23 protein-coding genes and 1 pseudogene are annotated in these 24,092 nt (G+C 73.5%); 9 read left to right on the top strand and 15 right to left on the bottom strand.

Translation table 11 applies throughout. The features are described 5' to 3' along the window. Nucleotides 1-21 precede the first annotated feature (21 nt). The 6 genes and pseudogenes from ACN28C_RS16335 to ACN28C_RS16310 form a co-directional block, all read right to left on the bottom strand. Nucleotides 22-861 carry a TrmH family RNA methyltransferase gene (locus ACN28C_RS16335; protein ID WP_422774291.1) on the bottom strand — a complete coding sequence of 280 codons (840 nt, stop codon included), beginning with the start codon at nucleotides 859-861 and terminating at the stop codon, nucleotides 22-24. A gap of 69 nt (nucleotides 862-930) precedes the next feature. Next, the gene (locus ACN28C_RS16330) at nucleotides 931-1,119 is read right to left on the bottom strand and encodes a DUF397 domain-containing protein (RefSeq protein ID WP_422774290.1); all 189 of its coding nucleotides are present in this window, start codon (nucleotides 1,117-1,119) and stop codon (nucleotides 931-933) included. A gap of 19 nt (nucleotides 1,120-1,138) precedes the next feature. Continuing rightward, a pseudogene (locus ACN28C_RS16325) lies at nucleotides 1,139-1,599 on the bottom strand (DUF5753 domain-containing protein). A gap of 162 nt (nucleotides 1,600-1,761) precedes the next feature. Then, nucleotides 1,762-2,634: a hypothetical protein gene (locus ACN28C_RS16320; RefSeq protein ID WP_422774289.1), complete on the bottom strand. Its 873-nt coding sequence runs from the start codon at nucleotides 2,632-2,634 to the stop codon at nucleotides 1,762-1,764. 256 nt (nucleotides 2,635-2,890) lie between these two features. Then, the gene (locus ACN28C_RS16315) at nucleotides 2,891-4,003 is read right to left on the bottom strand and encodes an SPFH domain-containing protein (protein ID WP_422774288.1); all 1,113 of its coding nucleotides are present in this window, start codon (nucleotides 4,001-4,003) and stop codon (nucleotides 2,891-2,893) included. A 26-nt stretch (nucleotides 4,004-4,029) separates the two neighbouring features. Further along, nucleotides 4,030-4,518, bottom strand: coding sequence for an NfeD family protein (locus ACN28C_RS16310; protein ID WP_422774287.1), 489 nt, complete (start codon nucleotides 4,516-4,518; stop codon nucleotides 4,030-4,032). Between the two features lie 204 nt (nucleotides 4,519-4,722). Between ACN28C_RS16310 and ACN28C_RS16305 the strand changes: the two genes are divergently transcribed. Then, nucleotides 4,723-6,141: a serine hydrolase domain-containing protein gene (locus tag ACN28C_RS16305; RefSeq protein WP_422774699.1), complete on the top strand. Its 1,419-nt coding sequence runs from the start codon at nucleotides 4,723-4,725 to the stop codon at nucleotides 6,139-6,141. A 91-nt stretch (nucleotides 6,142-6,232) separates the two neighbouring features. Here ACN28C_RS16305 and ACN28C_RS16300 read toward each other — a convergent pair whose 3' ends face one another. After that, a complete protein-coding gene (locus ACN28C_RS16300) occupies nucleotides 6,233-7,042 on the bottom strand; it encodes a DUF3097 domain-containing protein (protein ID WP_422774286.1) in 810 nt (269 codons plus the stop codon). 97 nt (nucleotides 7,043-7,139) lie between these two features. Here ACN28C_RS16300 and ACN28C_RS16295 point away from each other — a divergent pair, with 97 nt between their 5' ends. After that, nucleotides 7,140-7,931 (top strand): hypothetical protein, encoded by a 792-nt coding sequence (locus tag ACN28C_RS16295; protein WP_422774285.1) that lies wholly within the window; start codon nucleotides 7,140-7,142, stop codon nucleotides 7,929-7,931. Between the two features lie 46 nt (nucleotides 7,932-7,977). Here ACN28C_RS16295 and ACN28C_RS16290 read toward each other — a convergent pair whose 3' ends face one another. The 4 genes from ACN28C_RS16290 to fabG form a co-directional block, all read right to left on the bottom strand. Then, nucleotides 7,978-8,757 carry an HAD-IIA family hydrolase gene (locus ACN28C_RS16290; RefSeq protein WP_422774284.1) on the bottom strand — a complete coding sequence of 260 codons (780 nt, stop codon included), beginning with the start codon at nucleotides 8,755-8,757 and terminating at the stop codon, nucleotides 7,978-7,980. An 84-nt stretch (nucleotides 8,758-8,841) separates the two neighbouring features. Further along, nucleotides 8,842-9,870: a ferrochelatase gene (locus ACN28C_RS16285; RefSeq protein WP_422774283.1), complete on the bottom strand. Its 1,029-nt coding sequence runs from the start codon at nucleotides 9,868-9,870 to the stop codon at nucleotides 8,842-8,844. Between the two features lie 99 nt (nucleotides 9,871-9,969). Continuing rightward, a complete protein-coding gene (fabI, locus tag ACN28C_RS16280; protein ID WP_422774282.1) occupies nucleotides 9,970-10,743 on the bottom strand; it encodes an enoyl-ACP reductase FabI in 774 nt (257 codons plus the stop codon). A 204-nt stretch (nucleotides 10,744-10,947) separates the two neighbouring features. After that, nucleotides 10,948-11,652 (bottom strand): 3-oxoacyl-ACP reductase FabG, encoded by a 705-nt coding sequence (fabG, locus tag ACN28C_RS16275; protein WP_422774281.1) that lies wholly within the window; start codon nucleotides 11,650-11,652, stop codon nucleotides 10,948-10,950. Nucleotides 11,653-11,897: 245 nt separating this feature from the next. Here fabG and ACN28C_RS16270 point away from each other — a divergent pair, with 245 nt between their 5' ends. The 4 genes from ACN28C_RS16270 to ACN28C_RS16255 all read left to right on the top strand — a co-directional run bounded on the left by ACN28C_RS16270 (nucleotide 11,898) and on the right by ACN28C_RS16255 (nucleotide 16,329). Then, nucleotides 11,898-13,184: a sensor histidine kinase gene (locus tag ACN28C_RS16270; protein WP_422774280.1), complete on the top strand. Its 1,287-nt coding sequence runs from the start codon at nucleotides 11,898-11,900 to the stop codon at nucleotides 13,182-13,184. Nucleotides 13,185-13,218: 34 nt separating this feature from the next. Next, nucleotides 13,219-13,890: a response regulator gene (locus ACN28C_RS16265; protein ID WP_422774279.1), complete on the top strand. Its 672-nt coding sequence runs from the start codon at nucleotides 13,219-13,221 to the stop codon at nucleotides 13,888-13,890. A gap of 187 nt (nucleotides 13,891-14,077) precedes the next feature. Then, complete coding sequence (locus tag ACN28C_RS16260; protein ID WP_422774278.1) at nucleotides 14,078-15,079, top strand: alpha/beta hydrolase; 1,002 nt, start codon at nucleotides 14,078-14,080, stop codon at nucleotides 15,077-15,079. Next, on the top strand, nucleotides 15,076-16,329 hold the full coding sequence (locus ACN28C_RS16255) for an acyltransferase family protein (RefSeq protein ID WP_422774277.1): 1,254 nt from the start codon (nucleotides 15,076-15,078) through the stop codon (nucleotides 16,327-16,329). The genes ACN28C_RS16260 and ACN28C_RS16255 overlap by 4 nt, the downstream gene beginning before the upstream one ends. Nucleotides 16,330-17,015: 686 nt before the next feature. On the opposite strand, the gene ACN28C_RS16250 is transcribed toward ACN28C_RS16255, so the two are convergent. From ACN28C_RS16250 to ACN28C_RS16240, 3 genes are read right to left on the bottom strand one after another with little or no spacing between them, the layout of a single operon-like run. Beyond that, nucleotides 17,016-17,966, bottom strand: coding sequence for a VWA domain-containing protein (locus ACN28C_RS16250; protein ID WP_422774276.1), 951 nt, complete (start codon nucleotides 17,964-17,966; stop codon nucleotides 17,016-17,018). Next, nucleotides 17,963-18,946, bottom strand: a complete 984-nt coding sequence (locus ACN28C_RS16245; protein ID WP_422774698.1) for a DUF58 domain-containing protein — start codon at nucleotides 18,944-18,946, stop codon at nucleotides 17,963-17,965. Before ACN28C_RS16245 ends, ACN28C_RS16250 begins: the two co-directional genes overlap by 4 nt. Then, the gene (locus tag ACN28C_RS16240; RefSeq protein WP_422774275.1) at nucleotides 18,943-20,091 is read right to left on the bottom strand and encodes an AAA family ATPase; all 1,149 of its coding nucleotides are present in this window, start codon (nucleotides 20,089-20,091) and stop codon (nucleotides 18,943-18,945) included. The genes ACN28C_RS16245 and ACN28C_RS16240 overlap by 4 nt, the downstream gene beginning before the upstream one ends. A 385-nt stretch (nucleotides 20,092-20,476) precedes the next feature. Here ACN28C_RS16240 and ACN28C_RS16235 point away from each other — a divergent pair, with 385 nt between their 5' ends. The 3 genes from ACN28C_RS16235 (at nucleotide 20,477) to ACN28C_RS16225 (ending at nucleotide 22,751) form a co-directional block, all read left to right on the top strand. Further along, nucleotides 20,477-20,731 (top strand): hypothetical protein, encoded by a 255-nt coding sequence (locus ACN28C_RS16235; RefSeq protein ID WP_422774274.1) that lies wholly within the window; start codon nucleotides 20,477-20,479, stop codon nucleotides 20,729-20,731. 116 nt (nucleotides 20,732-20,847) lie between these two features. Further along, nucleotides 20,848-21,327, top strand: coding sequence for a PH domain-containing protein (locus tag ACN28C_RS16230; RefSeq protein WP_422774697.1), 480 nt, complete (start codon nucleotides 20,848-20,850; stop codon nucleotides 21,325-21,327). After that, nucleotides 21,324-22,751 (top strand): PH domain-containing protein, encoded by a 1,428-nt coding sequence (locus ACN28C_RS16225; protein ID WP_422774273.1) that lies wholly within the window; start codon nucleotides 21,324-21,326, stop codon nucleotides 22,749-22,751. Before ACN28C_RS16230 ends, ACN28C_RS16225 begins: the two co-directional genes overlap by 4 nt. Here ACN28C_RS16225 and ACN28C_RS16220 read toward each other — a convergent pair. Then, entirely contained in the window at nucleotides 22,735-23,901 is a 1,167-nt protein-coding gene (locus ACN28C_RS16220; protein ID WP_422774272.1) for a phosphatase PAP2 family protein, read from the bottom strand. The two genes, ACN28C_RS16225 and ACN28C_RS16220, sit on opposite strands and share 17 nt — an antisense overlap. Between the last annotated feature and the right edge of the window lie 191 nt (nucleotides 23,902-24,092).

The raw sequence follows: 24,092 nt of genomic DNA, 5'->3' as shown, positions 1-24,092 counted from the left end.
CGCCGGCCGGACGCTACCGGATCATGCGGCCGGTTGCGGTGGGTCGTCGCGGGCCAGTTCCCAGAGAGCCACGGCGGCGGCCGCCGCTACGTTGAGCGAGTCGACATTCCGGCGCATCGGAATGACCACCCGGGTGTCGCTGGCGGCCTGGGCGGCGGGGGTGAGACCGGCGCCCTCGGCACCGAGGAGCAGCGCGGCCCGCTGCCGCTGCGCCGGGGTGAGCCGTTGCAGCGGCACCGCGTCCGGGGCCGGCGTCAGCGCCAGCAGCGCGAAACCGGCCGCGCGGACCTCGGCCAGCCCGGCCGGCCAGCGGTCGAACTTGGCGTACGGCACCGCGAAGACCTCGCCCATGCTGACCCGGACGCTGCGCCGGTAGAGCGGGTCGGCACAGGTCGGCGAGAGGAGCACGGCGTCGACCCCGAGCGCGGCGGCACCCCGGAAGATCGCCCCGAGGTTGGTGTGGTTGTTGACGTCCTCCAGCACCACCACCCGGCGAGCGTCGTGGAGCACCTCCGGCACGTCCGGCAGCGGGCGGCGGTGGAACGAGGCGAGGACACCCCGGTGTACGTGGAAGCCGGTGGCCCGCTCCAGCACGGCCGGACGGGCGGCGTAGACGGGTGCGCCACCGGTGTCCAGGTCGCCGAGCTGGTCGAGACGCTTCCCGTCGACGAGGAAGGAACGCGGCCGGTAGCCGGCTCGGAGCGCCCGGCGGAGCACGAGTCCACCCTCGGCGATGAAGAGCCCGTTCGGCGGCTCCCACCGGGTACGCAGCTCCACATCGGTGAGCGCCCGGTAGTCGGCAATCCGGGGATCGTCCGGGTCGGTGATCTCGTCAACAGCAGCGGTCGGCAGGTCGGACACGGGCTGATTTTCCCAGGTCGCGATCTGCGGAGTCGAACTCGTCGCGCCGGAAGCCGTCGTGGTGCCGGGTCAGTGTCGCTTGACGAAGGTCAGGAACGAACGCCACGCCTGCGGGTCGAAGGTGAGCGCCGGCCCCTGCCGGTCCTTGCTGTCCCGGACGCCGACGACGCCCGGCAGGTTCTCCGCAACCTCCACGCAGTCGCCACCATTGCCACTGCTGCGGGTGCTCCTGTGCCAGATCGCGCCGGTCAGGTCCATGTCTTCGCCGCCTCCGAGATCAACGTGAGGGTGGCCCCGTGTGGCATCGCCTCGGCTCGCACAGACTCCCAGGTGCGCCGGACGATCGTACGTCCGCCGCGCGCTCCACGATCGTGCCCTGCAACTGGTTGTCCAGATACGCCATGTCGCCGCCTCCCGGGACACTGGCGATCACGAAGGCCCCGTTCAGCCCGGGGTATGCCCCGACCCCTCTCGGCACCACGTGCAGGTGGACCCTGGGCCGGCTTGCCACCTCCAGCAGATAGCGCAGTTGCTCCTGCATCACGTCGGGGCCGCGACGGGGCGCTCCAGCGCGGTGTAGTCGAGCACCGCGACGAGTTGCGGGGGCGAGTCCCGGCGCAGGATCTCCTGTCGCGCCAGCCGGGCCGCCACCTGCTGCTCCATCTCGTCGCCGACGAGATGGCCCGCCCCCTCGTGCAGGGCTCGGGCGTATCGTTCGGTCTGGAGGAGGCCGGGCAGGACCAGGGGCTGGAAGCGCCGGAGATGGCCGGATCGGGCTCCTGGCCGTGCCAGCCAGCCCGACTGGCCCGATCGACCTCACCGCGCGCTTCATGACCTGGGCCAGGAGGGGCGAGCCCTGATCGTCATCCCCACCGGGGCGAGGCACCCTGGCGAGTGCGGTCAGGACGGGGCCGGTCCGGTCGTCGCGGAGCCGAGCCCCCCGCCCGTCGCGGGCACGACGGCACGACCCTCCCGGGAGACTTTCGCCGCCACCGCGCCGGCCGTGGTCGGGCGGGTCAGCGCGGCCCGGCCGACCACCGGCACGAGCCGCCGGGCCCGCCAGGCGATGCCGACCCCGGCGGCGAGCACGAGAACCGCGCCGAGGGCGTGCAGCGCCGAGGCCAGCATCCCACCGGCACCGAGCAGCGGTGCCGCGATCATCAGCAGCGCGCCGTCGGAGCGGCTGAATACACCGGAGCGGTGCACCGCCATCCCGGTCAGCCACCAGCCGAGGGAGTAAAGCAGGCCGCCGCTGACCGCGATGACCTGGCCGGCCCGGCCGAACGCCGCCGTGTCGTCCGGCAGCCCGCCGAACGGCAGCACCAGCATGGTGCCGGCGACCGCGACCAGCAGCCCGGCCAGGCCGATGCCCCGGGTGCGGGTGCTGACCAGCAGGCTGGCCAGTGCCATCAGGGCGAGCAGGCCGAGCCAGAGCGCGCCGATCCAGCCGAGCAGGTGGCCCGGCCGCTGCTGGGTGAGAAACGGTGCGTTCCCGGCCCCGACGAGGGTGACCGAACCGTACACAATGGCATAACCGGGCAGTGACCAGACGGCGAGCCGGGCGAGCCGGCGCAGCGACCACGCCCAGCTCGCGTCGCTCGCGGGTTGGCCGGCAGGGCGTTCGACCACGAACGGCAGCCGGGCGAAGCCGCCGTGGGGCCATCGGCCGGAGACCGGGTCGGCGGTGGAAGCGCTACGGGCGGAACCGGTGCTCGCGGAACCGGTGCTGCCGGGATCGGCGGGTGCGGCGCCGGTTGCCCGCTTCGGCGTCAACGGTCGCGTTTGCGCCCTAGACGCCATGAAAGCTGGCTTGGGGTCCGAGGGGTGGTTGTTCGCTTTCGAGGGGTGGGTCACGCGCGTCACCTCGCTCCACGTGCTGCGCGGGCGGGCGCGGGCGTACTACGCGTCGACGCCCCGGCTCCTGGTCACCACCCGTCGCTAGACAGATCGTGTCAGGTGCCGGGGCGCCGCGCGGACGCTTTGTCGAATATGCCGTGCCGCCACCGGACGGCTGTCCGGCGCGACGGCGTCAGCCCCGCTCCGGCTGCCTGTCCACAGTGGAGTCGCCAGCGAGGCTGTCCGGCGAGACCGGTTCGGGTGCCGGCAACCCCTGCGGGCTGGTGGGTCGGGAGGTCACCTGCGCCTCGGCGGCGCGTACCTCCGCGTTGACCTCCTGCGCCGCCTCGGCGGCGGCGCGGGCCGCCTCGGCCGCCTCCCGCTCCACGGCGCCGGAGTCGACGCCGGCCTGCGGCTCGTCGCCGGCCGCCCGGCTCAGCCCGCCGAGCGCGCCGCCGAGCCCCTCCAGCGCCTTGGTCATCTCGGCCGGCACGATCCAGACCTTGTTGGCCTGGCCGTTGGCGATCTGCGGCAGCGCCTGGAGGTATTGGTAGGCCAGCACCTTCTGGCTCGGGTTGGCCTGGTGGATGGCGTCGAAGACGGTACGGATCGCCTTCGCCTGGCCCTCCGCCTGGAGGATCCGGGCCTGCCGGTCACCGTCGGCGCGGAGCACCGCCGCCTGCTTCTCACCCTCGGCGGAGAGGATCTGCGACTGCTTGTGCCCCTCCGCGTTCAGAATCGCGGCCCGGCGGTCCCGCTCGGCGCGCATCTGCTTCTCCATCGAGTCGCGGATGCTCGGCGGCGGCTCGATCGCCTTGATCTCGACCCGGGTCACCTTGATGCCCCACCGTCCGGTCGTCTCGTCCAGTACGCCGGAGAGGTGCCGGTTGATTTCCTCACGGCTGGTCAGCGCCCGCTCCAGGTCGAGCGAGCCGATGACGTTCCGCAGGGTGGTGACGGTCAACTGCTCGATGGCCTGGAGGAAGTTGGAGATCTCGTAGGTGGCCTTCACCGAGTCGACGACCTTGAAATAGAGCACCGTGTCGATCGAGACGACCAGGTTGTCCGAGGTGATCACGGGCTGGGGTGGGAAGCTGACCACCTGCTCCCGCATATCGACCTTGGTCCGCACCGCGTCGATGAAGGGCACCAGGAGGTTGAGCCCGGGGTTGAGGGTGCGCTTGTACCGGCCGAGCCGCTCGACCACGTCCTCCCGCTGCTGCGGCACGATCCGCACCGCGCGCACCAGGGTGACCACCGTGATCAGTGCCACGGCGGCCAACAGCAGACCGATCACCGTATCCACGTCGCGCTCACCTCTTTTATCTGTCTCTATCTGTCTTTATCTGGTTGTTGGTCTTTATCTGGTTGCTCGTCAAGTGTGAACTCGTCCTGCCACACCAGGGCCGTCACACCTCTGACCTCGATCACCCGCACCCGGACGCCCTCCGGGATCACCTGGGTGGCGTCGTAGGAGCGGGCGGTCCAGATCTCTCCGTCGATCTTGACCACCCCGCGGTCGGCATCGACCTGCTCCAGCACCAGGGCACTGCTGCCGGTGATGGCGTGCACCCCGAACGGCTGCTCGTCGCCGGTCAACTCCGCCGCCCGGTGCCGCTGGATGGTCGGCCGGGCGAACGCCACGGTGAGCGCCGAGACCGCGGCGAAGACGATCGCCTGGACGGCGAACGGAGCACCGAGCGCGGCGGCGCCGGCGGCGGCGAACGCCCCGACCCCGAACATGACCAGGAAGAGCGTCGTCGTGAAGATCTCGGCGATGACCAGTACGACGCCCAATACGATCCACAGGAGCGGCTCCACCTCTCGATCCTGTCACGGTGGTGCACGTGTCGGCGACCCGCGATCGACACGCATAAGATCTCGCATCGAACGGGGACGATCGGACCCCCGTCCTCACCGGGGTCCGGTTCCGCCCCGACCGGTCCGGTTCGGATAATCCGGTCAGGTTCGGATCGTCCAGTCCGGTTCCCGTACCCGACGTTCGAGGAGGCACCCTTGGACCCGCTGTCGCCAGAGACCGGCCTGCCGCCGGAGACCGGCCTGCCGCCGGAGACCGGCCTGCCGCCGGAGACCGCCCGCCGGGTCGACGCGCTCGTGGCCCAAGCCCAGGCCGTGGGCCGGGCTCCCTCGCTGATCCTCGGGGTGCTCCGGGCCCAGTCCGCCACCGCTGGTGCGGGGGCAGGGCGGGACGTCCCGGCCGGCGGGCTCGTCCACGTCGCCGCCGCCGGCGAGACCCCGGCACCCGACCCGGAGATGCAGTACCGGATCGGCTCGATCACCAAGACCATGACAGCGGTACTCCTGCTACGCCAGCGCGACGACGGGCTGCTCGACCTCGACGACCCGCTGGAGCGGCACCTGCCCGGTACCCCGCTCGGCACGCTCCGGCTGCGCGAGTTGCTCGGCCACGCCGCCGGACTGCAACGCGAGCCGGACGGCGAGTGGTGGGAGCGCTCCGCCGGCGCCGACCTGGCGACCCTGCTGGCCGCCCTGACCGGCGCCAAACGGGCCTTCCCGGCGCACCGCACCTTCCACTACTCCAATCTGGCCTACGGGCTGCTCGGGGCGGTGCTGGAACGGTGCACCGGGGAGTCGTGGTGGAAGCTCGTCCGGTCCCGCCTGCTCGATCCGTTACAGATGACCCGCACCTCCTACCAGCCGGCGGAACCGTACGCCCGCGGCTACGTCGTGCATCCCTGGCACGGCACGCTGCGCGAGGAGCCGCGTACCGACACCGGGGCGATGGCCCCGGCCGGGCAGCTCTGGGCGAGCCTGGCCGACCTGGCACGCTGGGCCGGCTTCCTCGCCGACCCCGATCCGGAGATCATCGCTCCGGGCACGCTCGCCGAGATGTGCGTACCGGTGGCAATGGCGGATCTGGACTCCTGGACCGCCGGCTACGGGCTCGGCCTGGAGCTGCACCGGGCCGGCGACCGGGTCTACACCGGGCACGGCGGCTCGATGCCCGGCTATGTGGCGACGCTCTCGGTGCACCGCCCCTCCGGCATCGGCGTAGTCGGCTTCGCCAACGCGTACGGGCTGCGCAGCGGCTCCCTCCCGATGCTCGGCCGGCAGGTGCTCAGTACGGTGCTCGACGCCGAACCCGTGCCGGTCCGGCCCTGGCGACCGGCGACCGCCGTACCGACCGGGGAGATTGCCGAGCTGACCGGCCGGTGGTGGTGGATGGGCCGGGAGTTCGAGGTGGCGTGGGAGCCGACGGCCGAGGAACTGGTGATCAGCCAGCTACCGCCCGGCCCCGTCCCGGCCTCGCGCTTCGGCCGGGACGCCACCGGCCGCTGGCAGGGCCGGTCCGGCTGGAACGACGGCGAGATCCTCTCGGTCCGCCGCGACCGGGCCGGTGCCGTCACGGCACTCGACATCGCCACCTTCGTCTTCACCCGGGACCCGGACCGCCTCGACTGATCCGGGCTGCGCCGCCGACTCACGCACGCTGACGCAGCCCGGATCAGGGCACGGTGACGCAGCCCGGATCAGGGCACGGTGACGAAGTCGATCAGGGCACGGTGACGAAGTCGATCAGGCGCTCCATCGCGTTGATCAGGGGCGTCTCGACGTCGTGGAAACTGTCGACCCGGGAGAGGATCCGCCGCCACATCTCGGCCGGCTCGGCGACCCCGAGAGCCGCGCAGACACCCTCCTTCCACGGCTGTCCCGGCGGCACCACCGGCCACTGCCGGATGCCGAGCGCCGCCGGCTTCACGGCCTGCCACACGTCGACGTACGGGTGCCCGGTGACCAGCACGTCCGGCGAGGTGACCGCCGCGACGATCCGGCTCTCCTTCGAGCCGGGCACCAGGTGGTCGACGAGCACACCCAACCGCCGTCCGGGGCCGGGACCGAACTCGCGGACCCGCTCGGCGAGCGCGTCGATGCCGTCCAGCGGCTCCACCACCACGCCCTCGATCCGCAGGTCGTCGCCCCAGATCCGCTCCACCAGCGCGGCGTCGTGCACGCCCTCCACCCAGATCCTGCTGGCCTTGGCCACCCGGGCACGTACTCCGGCCACCGAAACCGAGCCGGAGGCGGTCCGCCGACGCGGTGCCGGCGCGGCCGAGGGCGCCGGTCGGCGCAGGGTCACCGGCTCGCCGTCGAGCAGGAACGCCGCCGGCAGCAGCGGGAAGTTGCGCCGCCGTCCGTGCCTGTCCTCCAGCACCACCGCACCGGACTCGAAACCCACCACCGCGCCGCAGAACCCCGAATCGGCGTCCTCCACCACCAGGTCGGGCTCGGCCGCCACCTCGGGTACGACCCTGCGCCGCCGCCGGTCCCCGGCGAGTACGTCGTCGCCGTACATTCTCCCCATGGTGGCGACGCTAGCCGCCGCCGGCCGCCCGCTCGACGTTGACGCGCCAGCGGCCGGCACCGAGACAGCCGGCGCAGGAAGCACGTACCCTAACCGCATGTCCCCCGCAACGGGCGCGGCAACTCTCGTGGCGCGCCGGTCCAGCCGCTTCGTGGCCTGGGTACGCGCATGGCGTGCCGGGCTGGTGCCGTACGACGAGATCGCCGACGAGATCGCCGCCGGTGAGGAACACCTCGTCGCCGACGCCCCGGGCGCCTGGACCGACGTCCCGCTGCGGGACGCGCTCTCCGCCTTCTCCAAGCTCTCGCCCGACGAGATCCGGCTGGTGCTGCCCGCCCCGGGCGACCCGCGCGGGCTGCCCGGTCCGGGTCCGTTCGCCTCGGCGGCCCTGCTCGCCGGCGAGGCGGTGGTGGCGCGGGGGCTGGGCGTGATTCCCGAGGTGCGCACGCACACCAGCGGGTCCGGCGTGACGTTCGAGACGGTGCTGTGGCGGGTCCATCCGCTGCCGGAGAGCGCACCGACCGCCTCGCTGGCCGGCCCGGGTGCGGCCGAGGCCGAGGCCGAACTCGCGGTGTGCCTGGCCGAGGCGACCGCGGCGCTGACCCGACTCGACGTCGCGCAGTGGCGCCCGGAGCTGGCCGGCGCGCTCGCCGCGCTGCGCCGGCCCGACAGCGGGATGGACCTGCCGCCCGGCTTCGACCCGCGCTCCCGGCGGCTCTTCGCCCGGGCCAGCGTGCTCGACCAGGTGCTGGCGCTGGCGGAGCACGTCGCGCCCGGCGGTTCGGTCAACGGATACGAGGCCCAGCAGCGCGACGCCGCGCTCCGCCCGCTCACCGCCGCCTGCCGCCGGGCGGTCGTGGCGGCCTGCAACGCCCCGCTCTCCGCCTGAGCGCCCCAGGCCCGGTCCGACCGGTGACCCCGTCGGACCGGGCGGTTCAGATCTCGTCCATCAGGTCGGCGACCGAGGATACGATCCGGGACGGCAGGTACGGGTAGCGCTCGGCCTCGGCCCGCGTGCTGATCCCGGTGAGCACCAGCACGGTCTGCAACCCGGCCTCCAGCCCGCAGAGGATGTCGGTGTCCATCCGGTCACCGATCATCGCGGTCGTCTCGGAGTGCGCGTCGATGGTGTTCAGGGCCGAGCGCATCATCATCGGGTTGGGTTTGCCGACGAAGTACGGCTCCACCCCGGTCGCCTTCGAGATCATCGCCGCTACCGAGCCGGCGGCCGGCAGCGCTCCCTCCGTGGAGGGGCCGGTCGGATCCGGGTTCGTGCAGATGAACCTGGCGCCGCCGTCGATGAGCCGGACCGCCTTCGTGATCGCCTCGAAGCTGTAGGTGCGGGTCTCGCCCAGCACCACGTAGTCGGGTGCGAAGTCCGTCAGCACGTACCCGACGGCGTGCATCGCGGTGGTCAGCCCGGCCTCGCCGATCACGTACGCCGTGCCGCCCGGGCGCTGGTCGGCCAGGAACTGGGCGGTGGCCAGCGCCGCGGTCCAGATCGCATGTTCGGGGACGTCGAAGCCCATCCGGTTCAGCCGGGCCTGGAGGTCGCGGGCGGTGTATATGGAATTGTTGGTGAGGATCAGGAACGGCTTGCCCGAGGCGCGCAGCGCGCGGACGAACTCGGGCGCGCCGGGCACCGGCTGCCCCTCGTGCACCAGTACCCCGTCCATGTCGGTGAGCCAGCTCTCCACCGGCTTCCTGTCGCTCACGCCGGGCCTCCTGGCCGGGCGGCGAGCGGGCTGTTCTTGCTCATAGCTCTCCTGTGGATGACCGGGGACGCCGGATGTTACCGGTCAGGGGCGCCGGGCCGGCAGGCAGCAGCCGGCCGGACAGGTGTCCCAGGCGGGCAGCGTACCCAGCCGGCGTCGCAGTGCCGTGTCCGCCGGGTTAAGCCGCTCCGTCACGAGTTCCCGGACCATCGCGACGAACCGCCGGTCGGTGCCCGGGGTGGCGGCCCGGACGAAGTCGAGGCCAAGCTGCTTGGCGGTCGCCGCCGCCTCGGTGTCGAGGTCCCAGACCACCTCCAGGTGGTCGGAGACGAAACCGATCGGGCTGACCACCACCGAGGTCACCCCCTCGGCCGGCAACGCCCGCAGGTGGTCGTTGACGTCCGGCTCCAGCCACGGCACCTGCGGCGGCCCGGACCGGCTCTGCCAGACCAGGTCGTACGGGAGGCCGGGCGCCGCCCGCTCGGCCACCAGCGCGGCGGTCTCGCGGAGCTGTGCCTCGTACCGGCCGCCCGACGGACCGGCGGAGGCGGCCATCGAGACCGGGACCGAGTGGGCGGTGAAGACCAACCGGGTGCTGTCCCGCCGGCCCGGGTCGAGGGTGGCCAGCGCGCTGGCGACCGCGTCCGCGTGCGGCTCGACGAAGCCGGGATGATCCCAGTACTGCCGCAGCTTGTCGATCCGCGGCGCGTCCGGCCCGACCGCCGCCCGCGCGGTCACGATGTCCTCCAGATACTGACGACAGGAAGAATAGCCGCCGTAGGCGCTGGTCACGAAGCCGAGCGCGGATCGGATCCCGTCGTCGCGCAGCTGGGTCACCGTGTCGGCCAGCAGGGGGTGCCAGTTCCGGTTGCCCCAGTACACCGGCAGGTCGAGGTCGTGCGCGGCGAAGTCCGCCCGGATCGCGGCGAGCAGGTCGCGGCACTGCTGGTTGATCGGTGAGACACCGCCGAAGTGCTGGTAGTGCTCGGCGACCTCGGTCAGTCGCTCCGGCGGCACGTTCCGCCCCCGGGTGACGTTGGCGAGGAAGGGCAGGACGTCGTCGGGCCGTTCCGGCCCGCCGAACGAGATCAGCACCACGGCGTCGTACGACATACCGCCATTCTCCCCGCCGCTCCGAGCTGATTGGCGGGGGCCCTGATTGGCGGGGGCCCTTCCTATACAAAAAGCGATAAGAAGGGGCCCTTCCTTGCGCTACATCGCGGCGCCGAGGGCGTGGTAGCCGCCGTCGACGTGCACGATCTCACCGGTGGTTGCCGGGAACCAGTCGGAGAGGAGGGCCAGACAGGCCCGCGCGGCCGGCTCCTGGTCGGTCAGGGCCCAGCCCAGCGGCGCGCGCTCGGCCCAGGCGTCCTCGAACTGCTGGAAGCCGGGGATCGACTTCGCCGCCATTGTGCGCAGCGGCCCGGCCGAGACCAGGTTGCTGCGGATACCCTTCGGGCCCAGGTGCAGCGCCAGGTAGCGGGAGGCGGACTCCAGGCCGGCCTTTGCGACACCCATCCAGTCGTACACCGGCCAGGCCTTGGTGGCGTCGAAGGTGAGCCCGACCACCGCGCCACCCGGGCTCATCAGCGGCAGCGCGGCCACCGCGAGTGACTTGTAGGAGTACGTCGAGACCTGGACCGCGGTCGCCACGTCCTCCCACGGCGCGTCCAGGAACCCGCCGCCGAGGCAGCTCTGCGGGGCGAAGGCGATCGAGTGGACCACCCCGTCCAGCCCGTCGACGTGCTCGCGTACCCGGTCGGCCAGGCTGGTCAGGTGCGCGGGGTCGGTGACGTCCAGCTCGATCACGGGTGCGGGCTGTGGCAGCCGCTTCGCGATCCGCTCGACCAGGGACATCCGGCCGAAGCCGGTCAGTACCACGGTCGCGCCGTTCTCCTGGGCGAGCCTCGCCACCGAGAAGGCGATCGACTGGTCGGTGATGACACCGGTGACGAGCAGCCGCTTGCCGGCCAGCAGTCCAGACACGTGAAGATCCTCCATTGCCTCGTGGTCCCCGCGTCCCGTGGCCGGTCCCGGGTCCGTCCCGGCCGGCCGACGGCGCCTGGGCGATTGTGCCAGTCAGTGCCCCATGGCGAGGCCGGTCAGTGCCCCATGGCGAGGCCGGTCAGTGCCCCGTGCCGAGGGCGGTGCCCCGTGCCGAGGGCGGTCAGTAGCCCATGCCGAGGGCGGTCAGTGGCCCATGCCGAGGCCGCCGTCGACCGGGATGACCGCCCCGGAGACGTAGCCCGCGGCGTCGGAGGCGAGCCAGGCCACCACCCCGGCGACCTCGTCCGGGCTGGCCATCCGGCCCGCCGGGATGGACGCGGCGATCTCCGCCTTGCGCTCCTCGGAGAGCACGGCCGTCATGTCGGTATCGATGAACCCGGGCGCGACGACGTTGGCGGTGATGTTCCGGCCGCCCAGCTCCCGGGTGATCGACCGGGCCACCCCGACCAGACCGGCCTTGCTCGCCGCGTAGTTCACCTGGCCGGCACCGCCACTCAACCCGACCACCGAGGAGATGAAGATCATGCGGCCCCACCGGGCCCGGAGCATCTTGGTGGAGGCCCGCTTGGCGCACCGCCAGGCGCCGGTCAGGTTGGCGTCGAGGACGCCGGTGAACTGTTCCTCGGACATCCGCAGCAGCAGCGTGTCGTCGGTCATGCCGGCATTGGCCACCAGCACCTCGACCGGGCCCAGCTCCGCCTCGACAGCCGAGAAGGCCGCGTCGACCTCGGCGCTGTCGGTGACGTCACACCGGACGCCGAAGAGATCGGCGGGTGGGTTGCTGCCCCGGTGGGTGACCGCGACCCGGTCGCCCTGCTTGGCGAAGGCCTGCGCGATGGCCAGGCCGATGCCCCGGTTGCCTCCGGTCACCAGCACGGTTCGGGCCACGGGTGTCCTCCTCACGGACGGTACGGATGCTACGCGGTCCCGGCCTCCCGCCCGGGTGGACCTGCAAGCCGGTGGCGCGGTGACGTGCGGTTGGAGACTAGGCGCTACCGGCAGGTAATCCGTAACCGGGTGCCGCGTGCTACCCCGGTACCACTCGGCTGCTACCCCGGTACTACCCGGCGGGCCGCCACGGATCGTCCCGCAGGGTCACGACCGCCGCCCCCGGACGCCGTACCCTGCCGTTGATGGAGAACGGTCCGGCCGGCACGCTGCGCGGCGCACTGGACGACCTGCGCCGGCTGCTGGTCGGTGCGGACTACCCGCCGTCCCCGCCGGTCGGACCGCCCGGCCGGTGGCGGCGGCGGTGGCAGCGGATCCAGCCGTTCGTGATACCGGTGCTGGTCTTCGCGGTGTTCGGCCTGACCGTCGCCGGTGTGCAGTACCTGACGGACACCCGCGACCTGGCCGGGTGGCTGGTGATCGGGCTCGGCATCGGCGGGAGCCTACCGGCCGTGCTGGCCCCGTTCCGCCCACTGCTCGCCTGGCGGCTCGGCTACCTCATGCTCTTCGTGGGCGTCGTCGACGCACGGCCGGCGGACACGTGGCCGTGGAGCCCGGTGCAGGTAGTCGCCTTCCTCTTCGTCCTGCTCCTGCTGGCCGGCCGGACCACCCTGGGGGTCGCCGCCTGGGCGGGGCTGCTCAGCGTGGTGCCGGCGTACCTGTTCGTGGGAACGGCGGCGAACGCGCACGGCGTCGCCGTCCTCTTCACCGCGGTCGTGCTCGTCGGCGACCAGGTACGCCGGCGCCGGCAGAGCCAGCGGGCCCTGGCCGAGCAGGCCGAACGGAGCGAGCTGGAGCAGGCCCGGCGCGCCGTACTGGAGGAACGCACCCGGATCGCCCGGGAGATGCACGACGTCGTCGCGCACCACATGTCGATGATCGCCGTGCAGGCGGAGACCGCCCCCTACCGGCTGGCCGAGCTGTCCGAGCCGGCCCGCGCCGAGTTCACCGCGATCGCCGGCTCGGCCCGGGAGGCGCTGGCCGACATGCGCCGGCTGCTCGGCGTGCTGCGCAGCGAGTCGCCCGCCGCCCCGGAGACCGCGCCGCAGCCGAGCCTGGCCGACGTGCCGGAGCTGGTGGAGGCGGCCCGCCGGGCGGGCATGGCGGTGACCGTGGCGGCCGATCCGGCGCCGGTAGCCGGCCGGGCCGTACCCGAGGCGGTCGGGCTGGCGGCGTACCGGATCATCCAGGAGGCCCTGGCCAACGCGGCGCGGCACGCCCCCGGGACGGCGGTGCGGGTGGCGGTGGACGCTGGCGAGCAGGCGCTGACGATCGGCGTCTGGAACGACCCGGCCGGCGCGCCCGCCGGCCGGCCACCGGAGGCTGTCGGCCCGGCCGGGCACGGCCTGACCGGGATGCGGGAGCGGGCCCGGCTGCTCGGCGGCCGGCTCCGCGCCGGACCGACCAGCGACCAGGGGTACGCGGTGACCGCCTACCTCCCCTACGACGGCCCGGCGGAGGCAGCCGGATGACGATCCAGGGCCGACGGTACGGAGGTGTGGCCGGATGATCCGGGTGCTGATCGCCGACGACCAGGCGATGGTCCGGCAGGGGTTCGGGGCGCTGCTGGCGGCCCAGCCCGACCTGCTGGTGGTCGGGGACGCGGCCGACGGGCAGGAGGCCGTCGCCGCCGCCCGGCGGCTGGACCCGGACGTGGTGCTGATGGATGTCCGGATGCCGGTGCTGGACGGCCTGGCCGCCACCCGGCAGCTCCTCGGCGACCGGCGGGATTCCGACCGCCCCCGGGTGCTCATCCTGACCACGTTCGACCTCGACGACTACGTCTACGACGCACTCCGGGCCGGAGCCAGCGGCTTCCTGCTGAAGGACGCCCCCGCCGCCGACCTGGTGCACGCGGTACGGGTCGTGGCGGCCGGCGATGCACTGCTGGCCCCGGCCGTGACCCGCCGGCTGATCGCCGAGTTCGCCGCCCGACCCGGTCGGGACCGGCCCAGGCCGACCAGCCTGGCCGGGCTCACGCCCCGGGAGACCGAGGTGCTGCGGCTCGTCGCGCGGGGCCGCTCCAACGGCGAGATCGCCGAGGAGCTGGTGGTCGCCGAGCAGACCGTGAAGACCCACGTCGGGCGGATCCTCAGCAAGCTCGACCTGCGCGACCGGGCCCAGGCGGTCGTGGTCGCGTACGAGTCCGGCCTGGTCACCGCCGGCGACCACCTGTAGGCGCCGGCGGCGTCGCGATCCACCGCCGGGTCGCGATCGCCGGAACGGCCCGCCGCCGCGCTCGTGCGTGGGTAGCCCCGGGTAGTACCTGAGTAGGTCGGCGGAAGCCGCTCCGTGGCGTGACGCGCCGACCACCTCCCGCCGCGCATCCTCGGCTCGTAGCTGAGCGGAGCGGAGGGAGAGCGGGATGGGCCGGCGGCCGATGATGCGGGGCGCGGTGGCGATCCGGAGCGTGGTCGCGATCCGGGACGCGGTGGCGATCCGGGGCAGGGTGGCGATCCGGGGCGTGGTGGCGGGACTGCTCGCGGTGGGGCTGGTGGTGCCACCACCCGCCGCGTCGGGCGGGACGGCGGTGGCGCCGGCCGGGTTCGTCGAGGCGTACCCGGCGGTGGCGGCGGCGATGCGCGCGGCCGGCAGCCCGTACGCCTGCTGGGTCGCCGCCGGCCGCACCTTCCTCGCCTTCGATCCGCGCGGTGACGGGCTCGCCGTGGAGGTGCTCGGCGATCTCCGCACCGCCGACCGGATCGCCGTACTGGTGCCCGGAGTGGACAGCACGCTGCGGGACTTCGACTCCGGGCTGGGCGGGGTACGCCGACGCGCCCCCGCCGCCCAGGCCCGGGCCCTGTATCAGGAGATCCGCGCAGCCCGCCCCGGTGCTCGGGTCGCGGTGCTGGCCTGGCTCGGCTACGACCCGCCGGGCGGGCTGGGCCGGGCGGCCGCCCGCGCGGAGACCGCACAGGACGGTGCGGTCGCCCTGGTCGAACTTGCCCGGACGCTGGCCGGGCACCGTCCCGAGGCGACGATGACACTGATCGGGCACAGCTACGGCGCGCTGGTGGTCGGGCTGGCCGCGCCCGCGTTGCCCGCCCAGGTGACCGATCTGGTGGCGCTGGCCGGCATCGGGATGGGCGTCGACCAGGTTGCCGGACTGCACACCGGCGCACGTGTCTGGGCCGCCGAGGCCCCGGACGACTGGATCCGACGGCTGCCTCCGGTGCGGCTGTTCGGCTTCGGGCACGGCGTCCGGCCGGCCGAGCCGGCGTTCGGGGCCCGGCCCCTTCCGGTCGACGGGGTGACCGGGCACGACGGCTATCTGGTGCCGGGCAGCACGACGCTGCACGCGACGGCCCAGGTCACGCTCGGCGCAACCCGAACGGCATTGGGTGGGACGGCGGGGGGCGCCCGATGAACATCCTCGGCCAGCGGCGCGCCGGCACCGCGCCGGGCCGCCAGGACCGCGGTACGGGCAGCCCGTCCCCGGACGACCGGGACCGGGTGACCGACGGGCCGCGGCGGGAGACCGGCGGGCGGGACCGGGGCATCGACGGGCTGCGGGCGTACGCGATCGGTGGTGTCGTCTTCGGACACTGGCTGGTCACCGGCCTGGTCCTCGGCGCGGACGGCGCGTTGCGAATGGCGAGTCCGCTGGCCGCCATGCCGGTACTCGCACCGGTGACCTGGCTCCTCCAGACGCTCGGGCTCTTCTTCTTCGTCAGCGGGTACGCCTCGGCCCGGTCGCTCGGCTCGGCCACCGCCCGCGGTCTCACCTCGGCACGGTGGCTGCGTCGGCGCCTCGGCCGGCTGGGGCGGCCGGTGCTGTTGCTCCTCGGCGGCTGGCTCGTGGTGCTGACCTGTGCAGCCCTGCTCGGCACACCGGCGGCCACCCTGCGGACCGCCGTCACGCTGGTGGCCAGTCCACTGTGGTTCTTACTGCCGCTGGTGGCGATGGTCGCGTCGACCGGCCCACTGGCCCGGGCGCTGCACCGGCACGGGCCACTCCGGCTGGCGGTGCCGGCGGTGACGTTGGTCACGCTGAGCGACCTGGCCGGGCGGGGCATCGACCCGGCGGGCTGGCCGGTGCCGCTGCCCGACGGTGGATGGCGGGTACCGGTGGCGGTGCTGGCGGCCTGGCTGCTGCCGTACCTGCTCGGGATGGCGCTCGCCGGTGGCCGGCTCGGCAACCGGCGTACCGCCGTCGGGCTGCTCCTGGGCGGAGCCGCCGGCATGGCCGGCCTGGGACTCGCCGGGTATCCCACCAGTGCGGTGGGGGTGCCCGGAGACGGTATGTCCAACCTCGACCCGCCGTCCCTCTTCGCGGTCTGCCTGGCGTCCGCCCAGGTCGGCGCCGCGCTGCTGATCCGGCCGGTGCTGGCCGGCGCGCTGGCCCGACCACGCCGGTGGGCGGCGGTACGCCGGCTCAACCGCGTCGCGATCAGCGTCTACCTCTGGCACCAGAGCACCCTGCTCGGGGTCACCGCGCTGGTCGCGCTCGCCGCCGGGCTGTCCGGCGCCGGTGCGGTACCCGGGCTGCACACCGCGCCGGACGGACCCGACTGGATTGCTGCCCGACTGGTCTGGCTACCGGTGTTCGTCCTGGTCCTGAGCGTGCTGCTCGGACCCGGCCGTCGCCGGGCCCGGAGCGACCCGGAGCCTGCCTGACCTCCGCTCCCGGTGACCCCGCCGGAGTCGGCGAGCCGACAGTCGACACCACACCGCCGGCTGCGGCCTCTCCATCGCCCGGGTGTAGGATGGCTCAGGTTCCAGGTCCGGTCGACAGATGGAGGTGATCGCTGTGCGAGATAGCGATCCTCCCAGTCGTGGCCGGGCCCCTGGTCAGTCCGCCCGAGCCCTGACGTCTCCCGCCGACTGACCCAGCTTCCGCTCCACACCGCACCCCGGACCACTCCGGCCTCCCTCGGCAGTGCCGGTCCCGGTTGTGCGTGCTGACGGCTGTCGCCGAGCCGATCGTGTGGAGTGCCCGGTCACGACTTCGTGTGCGCGTCCGCTGATCCTCGAAGACCCACCCCGGCCGGCCCTGCGCCGGCCCGGGACGTCTCAGTCGCCACCCGGAGAGCAGAATCATGCAGCGTTACGTCGCCCCGCTGGGCTTCACCCTCGCCGCGGCCTGGATCGTGGTGCTCTTCATCCTGGTCCGCGCGACCCCGTGAGGTACGCCGCGACCGTCGCGTCGCGCCGACGGACGCCACGACCGTCGCCTCGTCGGCGCTGCCGAACACATTCCCGTTCCCGCGTACCCGGCCGGCCGTTCCCGCGTACCCGGCCGGGCCGGTAACCGGCACCGACCGGGTACGCCCACAACCCTCCTCCGCGGCCTGCGTGGGCCGTCACACCAGCCGGGACGTCCAGAGCAGGCTCAGCCCGGCGGCGCAGAGCGCGAAGAGCAGCGCGATCCCGGCGTACCACTGGGTTATCTCCCGGGCCTCGGTGCGAAACCCGATCGAACTGCCCATGTCCTGGTACACCTGCTTCAGCTCGCTGACCGACGCCGCTTCGTAGAAGAAGCCCTGGGTCGTCTCGGCGAGTTCGGCCAGGGCGAGCCGGTCGACCGGCACCCGCTGTAGTTGGCCGCCGATGTCGACCGAGCCGGAGTCCGTGCCGAACGCGATCGTCGAGACCGGCACGTTCGCCGCCTGGGCCGCCGCCCCGGCCTCCTCGATCGAGCGCCCCGAGGTGCGGTAGCCGTCGGATAGCAGCACGATCCGGGCCGGCGGGATGCCCTGGGCACCGTCCGCCGGCACCGACCGGATCGCCTCCAGGCAGGTGAAGACCGCCTCACCGGTCGCGGTCGCCTCGGCCAGCACCAGGCCGTCGATCGCCTGGATGATCGCCGGGCGGTCCTTGCTCGGTGGCACCAGCACGTTGGCAGACTTGGCGAAGGCGACCAGCCCGAGGTTGTAGCTCGGCGGCAGCTCGCCGACGAACTGCTTGGCCGCCTCCTGCGCCGCCTCCAGCCGGTTCGGCGTCACGTCGTTGGCCTCCATCGACAGCGACACGTCGATCGCCAGCATGATGGTGGCCCGCTCCAGCGGCCGTTTGACGTCCACGGCGGGCCGGGCCATCCCGGTGGCCAGGATCAGGAGGCTGAGCAGGAACACGCCGGCGGCGGCGTGCCGGCGCCAGCCGATCCCCTTCGGCGCGAGGTTGCGCAGCAGCTCGACGTTGGTGAACCGCATCGCGTACGTGCGGCGGTGCAGTTGCCGCCAGACGTACGCCCCGGCGAGCAGCAGTACCGGCACCACCGCGAGCAGCCACCACGGTTGCAGAAAACGGATCATCGTGTCGTCCCTCCGGTACGGGCGTGGCGCTGCGCCGCGACGAAGCGCACCATGTCCAGCAGCCAGTCGGAGTCGGTACGCAGCCGCAGGTGCGCCGCTCCGGCGGCGCGCAGCTCGTGGGCGATGGCGGCACGCTGGGCGGCCGCCGCTTCGGCGTAACGGCGCCGCAGCCGTGGATCGGCGGTCTGCACCTCGTGCAGCTCACCGGTCTCGGGGTCGACGACCGGGAGCACGCCGACGTCCGGCAGCTCGAGCTCGCGCGGGTCCAGCACCTCGACGGCGAGCACCTCGTGCCGGACCCGGAGCTTGCGTACCGGGCGACCCCACTGCTCGGGCGGGGCGAGAAAATCGGAGATCACCACGGCCATACCCCGGCGCCGGGGCGGGCGGTTGAGGGCGTCCACCAGCCGGCCGAGATCGGTGCGGCCGGGGCGGATCGGCGTGCCGGCGATGCTCCGGAGCAGTCCCTGCGCCTCCTTCCGCCCCGGCCGGGCCGGCAGCCGCAACACCTCCGGCCCGCCGAACGCCGCCCGGCCCGCTCCGCCGAACGCCGGTCTGATCCCGCTGCCGTCCCGGGACGGGCCGGTGCCGATCACCGCGCCGATCCGGTTGCCGCCGCGCACGGTCAGGTGGGCGATGGCCGCCGCCGCCGCGATCACGAGTTCCCGCTTGAGCCAGCGGCCGGTGCCGAAGTCGAGGCTGGCCGAGAGGTCCACCGCCAGCCAGGTCTCCAGCTCCCGGTCGGCGACCGTACGCCGCACGTGCGGCACGGTCGTACGGGCGGTCACCGGCCAGTCCATCCGGCGTACGTCGTCGCCGGGGCGGTATTCCCGGGACTCCCCCGCCTCGGTCCCCGGCCCGGGCAGCAGCCCGAGGTAGTCGCCCTGGAGCAGTCCGTCGAGTTTGCGGGTGACCAGCAGCTGCAACCGGGAGAGGACGGCCTCGGCCCGGGCCGGGTTGGTGTCGGTCACCGCCATCATGCCGGCGGGTGCCCGGGCCACGCCGGACCGCCCGCACCGCCGGGTGCGGGACCGAGGGCGAGGCCGGGTACCGGACCGGCCGGCGGTGCCGGGCTGGCGTTCTGCCGGGGCGCGACCGTCGGCAGCGGGATGGTGGACATCACCCGGTCGACCACGTGGTCGGCGGGGATGTTGTCGGCCAGCGCGTCGTAGCTGAGCACCAGCCGGTGCCGCAGGATGTCCGGGGCGATGTCCTGCACGTCCTGCGGCAGCGCGTAGTCACGGCCACGCATCAGGGCGAGTGCCCGGGTCGCCCGGACGATGCCGAGCGAGGCGCGCGGGCTGGCGCCGTACTGGATGAGCTGGGCCACGTCCGGCATGCCGTGCTCGGCCGGCGCGCGGGTGGCCAGCACCAGCCGCACCGCGTAGTCGACCAGGGCGTTGTGCACGAATACCCTGTCGGCCTTCTGTTGCAGCCCGACCAGTTCCAGCGGGGTGAAGACCGACGCCGGCTCGGGAGCGCTGACCCCCATCCGGTAGACGATCTCGCGTTCCTCGGCGTCGGTGGGATATCCGACGAGAATCTTCATCAGGAAGCGGTCCCGCTGCGCCTCGGGAAGCGGATACACGCCCTCCTGCTCGATCGGGTTCTGGGTGGCCATCACCAGGAACGGATTCGGCACCCGGTGCGTCTGGCCGCCGATCGACACCTGCTGCTCGGACATCACCTCGAGCAGCGCCGACTGCACCTTGGCCGGGGCCCGGTTGATCTCGTCGGCGAGGAGGAAGTTCACGAAGACCGGCCCGAGTTCGACGTCGAACTTCTCGCTCGACTGTCGATAGATCCGGGTGCCGACGATGTCGGCCGGGACCAGGTCCGGAGTGAACTGCACCCGGGCGAAGGTGCCGCCGACCACCCGGGCCAGGGTCTCCACCGCGAGGGTCTTGGCCACCCCCGGAACCCCTTCGAGCAGGCAGTGCCCCCGGGCGAGCAGGGCGACGAACATCCGCTCCACCATCCGGTCCTGCCCGACGATCACCCGTTTGACCTCGAAGAGAGCGCGTTCGAGCAGGGTGGCGTCCTCGGCCGGGGTGCTGTCCCCGCCGGGGACGGCGACGCCCGGCTCGGGCGACTTCGGGGTGTCGGGCGTCGTCGGCTGGGCCACCGGTCCTCCACAGCAGGTTCACGGATCAACGGGTCGGCGCGGCGCCGACGACCCCAAGCGTCGCATGTCCGGCCGATCGACCGCGAAGCGGAACGGGATTTGCCGCTCCCGGCCGACCGGCCGGGCCATCCGGTCACCCGCGATCCGCGAAACGGCCGAGGACGGGTAGACATAGGGGGGTTTTCTCCGGGTAGGATGCAGCGGATCGCCGGGCGGCTCCCCCCGTGGCCGCCCGGCGATCTATCCAAGCGAGCCTGCTCGCCGCAGGCGGGCACCGGTGCGCCGCACGGGACCTCCGGTCGAGCCGGCGCGTTGCCCCGCGGCCCCGGGTGGCCGGCGGCCCGGGTGACCGGCGCGGTCGGCTCGCCGCCGTAGACTCGCCGTCGTGAACGAGGGGTTCCCTACCGTCGGCGGCCCTCCGCCGGTCGACGGTCCGCACCGGATCTGTTCGGCGCGCGGCTGCCGGGCGCCGGCCGCCTGGGCCCTGCACTGGAACAACCCCCGGCTGCACACCGCCGAGCGACGCAAGACGTGGCTCGCCTGTTCCGAGCACCGGCGGTCACTCGGCGACTTCCTCGGCGCGCGGGGGTTCCTGCGCGAGGTAACACCCGCCGACGGATCGCCTACGCTCGACACGTGAGCGAGCGAGGCGGCGACGGCAGCGAACACGGCGACCACCCACCAACCGATGCCCAGCCGACGACCGGCAGCGGGTCACCGACCGCCGGCGGTACGGCGGCCGGGCCGGCCGATCCGCTGGAGCCGTGGCCGGAGACCGTACGCTGGCAGCCGGTCTCCCCGGACCTGATCAAGGTCGAGGCGCTGCGACTCGGCATCGGGGTGCTGGTCGTCCTCGCCGGGCTCGGGCTGGGGCTCGCGCTCACCGGCCACTGGTTCTTCGGCCTCGCCCTCGGCGTGGTGGTCCTGCTGACCCTCTGGCGACTGACGGTGATCGTCCGTGCCGTTCGGGCCTGGGGATACGCCGAACGCGACAACGACCTGCTCGTCCGGCACGGCCTGCTGGTGCGCCGGCTCTCGATCGTGCCGTACGCCCGGATGCAGTTCGTCGACGTCACCGCCGGCCCACTGGAGCGCGCCTTCGACCTGGCCACCGTGCAACTGCACACCGCCGCCGCGGCGAGCGACGCCCGGGTCCCCGGGCTGCGCCCGGCCGAGGCGTCCCGGCTGCGGGACCGGCTCACCGCGCTCGGCGAGGATCGGGCGGAGGGTCTGTGACCCCCGGAGAGGTCACCGAGCCACGGAAGCGGCTGCACCCGCTCAGCCCGCTGCTACACGGGGCCAAGTCCCTGGCGGTCATCGTCGCCGCGCTCTCGTGGTCGACCCTGTCCCGGGTCGGGCCGGGCTTCTTCGCGCTGCTGGTGGCGGTGCTGCTGGTCGGCGCGCTCGCGCTCTCCGTCGTCAGTTGGTACAACACCGGCTACCACGTGGTCGGGCGGGAGCTGCGGATCCACGAGGGCCTGCTGTGGCGGCGGACCCGGGCCATCCCGCTGGAGCGGTTGCAGTCCGTCGAGGTGGTCCGGCCGCTGCTGGCGCAGCTCAGCGGGCTCGCCGAGCTGCGTCTGGAGGTGGTCGGCGGCGGCAAGACCGAGGCGCCGCTGGCGTACGTCACCGTGGCCGACGCGGTGGCCCTGCGTGACCGGCTGCTGGCGCTGGCCGGCCGGGCGCCGGACCGGGCTCCCGGCGGCGTCATCGGAGCCCCGGGCCCCGGCCAGGTCGCGCCCGGCCAGCCCGGTGCACCCGGGCCGGTCCACCTCGACACGCCCGGGCCGGGTCGGCCCGGTGCACCGTGGACGGCCGGGGCGCCCGGTGCCGCCGCGCCGCCGCCCGGCCGGCACCTGCACGCGGTCTCCAACCAGGACCTGCTGGTCAGCCAGCTGCTCACACCGCAGGCGTTCCTGCTGCCGTTCGGTGTCGCGTTCGTGCTGACCCAGTTCTACACCGAGGGCTCGTGGTCGTTCATCGCGGTCGCCAGCACCCTCACCGCGATGGCCGGGGTCATCCTTCAGCCGATCCGGCGCGTGCTGGACGACTGGAACTTCCGGCTGGCCCGCGACGAGTCCGCGCTGCGCGTCCGGCACGGCCTGCTGGAGACCCGGGCCCAGACCGTCCCGCTGGACCGGTTGCAGGCGATCGGGGTCACCTGGCCGCTGCTGTGGCGGATGAAGGGATGGCTGCGGATGCGGCTGTCGGTCGCCGGGTACGCCAGCGCCGAGCTGGATCAGCGGAGCCACCCGGACCGGTTGCTGCCGGTCGGCGACGTGGCGACCGCACAGATGGTCATGTCCGAGGTGCTCCCCGGCGTGTCGATCACCGGCGCCCTCACCCCGCCGCCGGCCCGGGCCCGCTGGGTGCATCCGCTGGCCCGTACCGCGCTCGGCGCCGGGCTCTCCGCGCGGGTCTTCGCGGTCCGCTCCGGGCTGCTGACCCGGGAACTGCTCGTCGTGCCGTACGCCCGGATCCAGAGCGTCCGGGTCGTGCAGGGTCCGGTGCAGCGCCGGCTACGGCTGGCCACCGTCTACGCCGACACGGCCGGCGGACCCGCCGCGGCCGCCCGGGACCGCGACCTGCACGAGGCGTGGGCGTTGGCGGCCGAACTCACCGCCCGGGCCCGGGCGGCCCGGGTCAGCGGCCGAGGCTGACCCGGCGCTGCCGGGCCGGATCCGCCTCCTGCCCCTGCTCGCCCTCCGGACGGCCGGCGGGAGGGTCCACCGGACCAGCGCCGCCGACGGGAGTCCCGGCCGAGCTGGCGGCGCCGTCGGGAGAAGTCCCGGCCGCCGGCCCGGCAGTGCCGTCGAGGGTGCCCGCCGGAGCACCGGCGACGTCGGGCTCCCGGCGCCGGGCCCTCCAGGCCGCCCACCAGCGTTCGGCGAGCCCGACGACCAGGAAGGTCAGCCCGACGTACGCCCAACCGACCAGCACGTCGATCACGTAGTGCTCGCCCGCGTAGACCAGGGTGAAGGTCATCGCCAGCGGATAGCAGAGCAGCAGTGGCCACCAGCGTCGCCGGGTTGTGCCGAGGAAGAAGACCACCACGAAGAGGGCCCAGGCGGTGTGCAGCGAGGGCATCGCGGCGACCGGGTTCGCGGCGATCTGGCCGGCGTTGAGCAGGTTGCCGGCGCCGTGCATGCCGAACTCCCGCCACCCGCGGGTGGAGATCCGGGCGACCTCCTCCAGCATCCCGTACTGCGCCGCCCACCAGGGTGGAGCGGCCGGGTAGAGGAAGTAGGTGACGAGGCCGCTGGCGCAGAGGAAGCCCCAGCGACGCATGAAGGCTCCCCACCGCGGGCGGGAACGCAGCCAGAGCACCACCGCGGCGGCCAGGGTGACCACGAAATGCGAGAAGTAGACCCAGCTGACCAGCACGTCCCACCAGTGGATGCCGTCCGGGTCGTAGAGGTGCTGTTGCAGCCAGACCGTCGGCACCTGCCCGTCCATCGCCCAGCCGAACATCCAGCGGTCGGCGACGACCAGCTCCATGGCGTGCGGTGTCGCCCCGTTGTCGGCGAACCCGCGGGAGAGGTTGTAGAGGGCCAGCAGCACGACGACCGGCAGCCAGTCCCGGGCGAACCCGGAATGCGTCCGCCATGGTTGGTCGCTGCGCCAGGCTATGGTGGCGGCCCAGAGCCAGGCGAAGGCGTACAGCGGGTCGGTGGGGAGACCGATCAGCAGCCAGGCCGCGACGAAGGCCACCGTCCAGATCGACATGGCGACGACCCGGCGGCGCCGGCTCCCCGGGGCGGGCGGGCCGGGCGGTGGCGTGCGCGAGGTGTCGGTGGCGGTAACGAGCATCGCCGTCCAGGTTAACGGCGGCGGTACCGCGCATGACGGGAGGGACGGGGGACCACGGCGGTACGGCGTCCGCCCGGCGGAACAGTGCCGAACAGCTCCGCCGACCTGACGTGTCCGATAGCCGTCCGGCGTGTCGCCGCGTGTCGACAACGCCGGCCGGTGGAACATCTACGCTCTTCCCATGGATCAGC

This window comes from Plantactinospora sp. WMMC1484, from assembly GCF_049315195.1.
In the GTDB taxonomy this organism is placed as follows: domain Bacteria; phylum Actinomycetota; class Actinomycetes; order Mycobacteriales; family Micromonosporaceae; genus Plantactinospora.
The sequence above is the reverse complement of the archived record's forward strand: the minus strand, read 5'-3'. Positions and strand labels throughout refer to the sequence as shown.

What these genes read in the sequence shown, in the direction of transcription:
- ACN28C_RS16245 (WP_422774698.1), bottom strand. Translation starts at nt 18,946, where the DNA reads ATGATGGCGGTGACCGACACCAACCCGGCCCGGGCCGAGGCCGTCCTC.
- ACN28C_RS16270 (WP_422774280.1), top strand. Translation starts at nt 11,898, where the DNA reads ATGGAGAACGGTCCGGCCGGCACGCTGCGCGGCGCACTGGACGACCTG.
- ACN28C_RS16260 (WP_422774278.1), top strand. Translation starts at nt 14,078, where the DNA reads ATGGGCCGGCGGCCGATGATGCGGGGCGCGGTGGCGATCCGGAGCGTG.
- ACN28C_RS16265 (WP_422774279.1), top strand. Translation starts at nt 13,219, where the DNA reads ATGATCCGGGTGCTGATCGCCGACGACCAGGCGATGGTCCGGCAGGGG.
- ACN28C_RS16255 (WP_422774277.1), top strand. Translation starts at nt 15,076, where the DNA reads ATGAACATCCTCGGCCAGCGGCGCGCCGGCACCGCGCCGGGCCGCCAG.
- ACN28C_RS16220 (WP_422774272.1), bottom strand. Translation starts at nt 23,901, where the DNA reads ATGCTCGTTACCGCCACCGACACCTCGCGCACGCCACCGCCCGGCCCG.
- ACN28C_RS16330 (WP_422774290.1), bottom strand. Translation starts at nt 1,119, where the DNA reads ATGGACCTGACCGGCGCGATCTGGCACAGGAGCACCCGCAGCAGTGGC.
- ACN28C_RS16285 (WP_422774283.1), bottom strand. Translation starts at nt 9,870, where the DNA reads ATGTCGTACGACGCCGTGGTGCTGATCTCGTTCGGCGGGCCGGAACGG.
- ACN28C_RS16250 (WP_422774276.1), bottom strand. Translation starts at nt 17,966, where the DNA reads ATGATCCGTTTTCTGCAACCGTGGTGGCTGCTCGCGGTGGTGCCGGTA.
- ACN28C_RS16295 (WP_422774285.1), top strand. Translation starts at nt 7,140, where the DNA reads ATGTCCCCCGCAACGGGCGCGGCAACTCTCGTGGCGCGCCGGTCCAGC.
- ACN28C_RS16300 (WP_422774286.1), bottom strand. Translation starts at nt 7,042, where the DNA reads ATGGGGAGAATGTACGGCGACGACGTACTCGCCGGGGACCGGCGGCGG.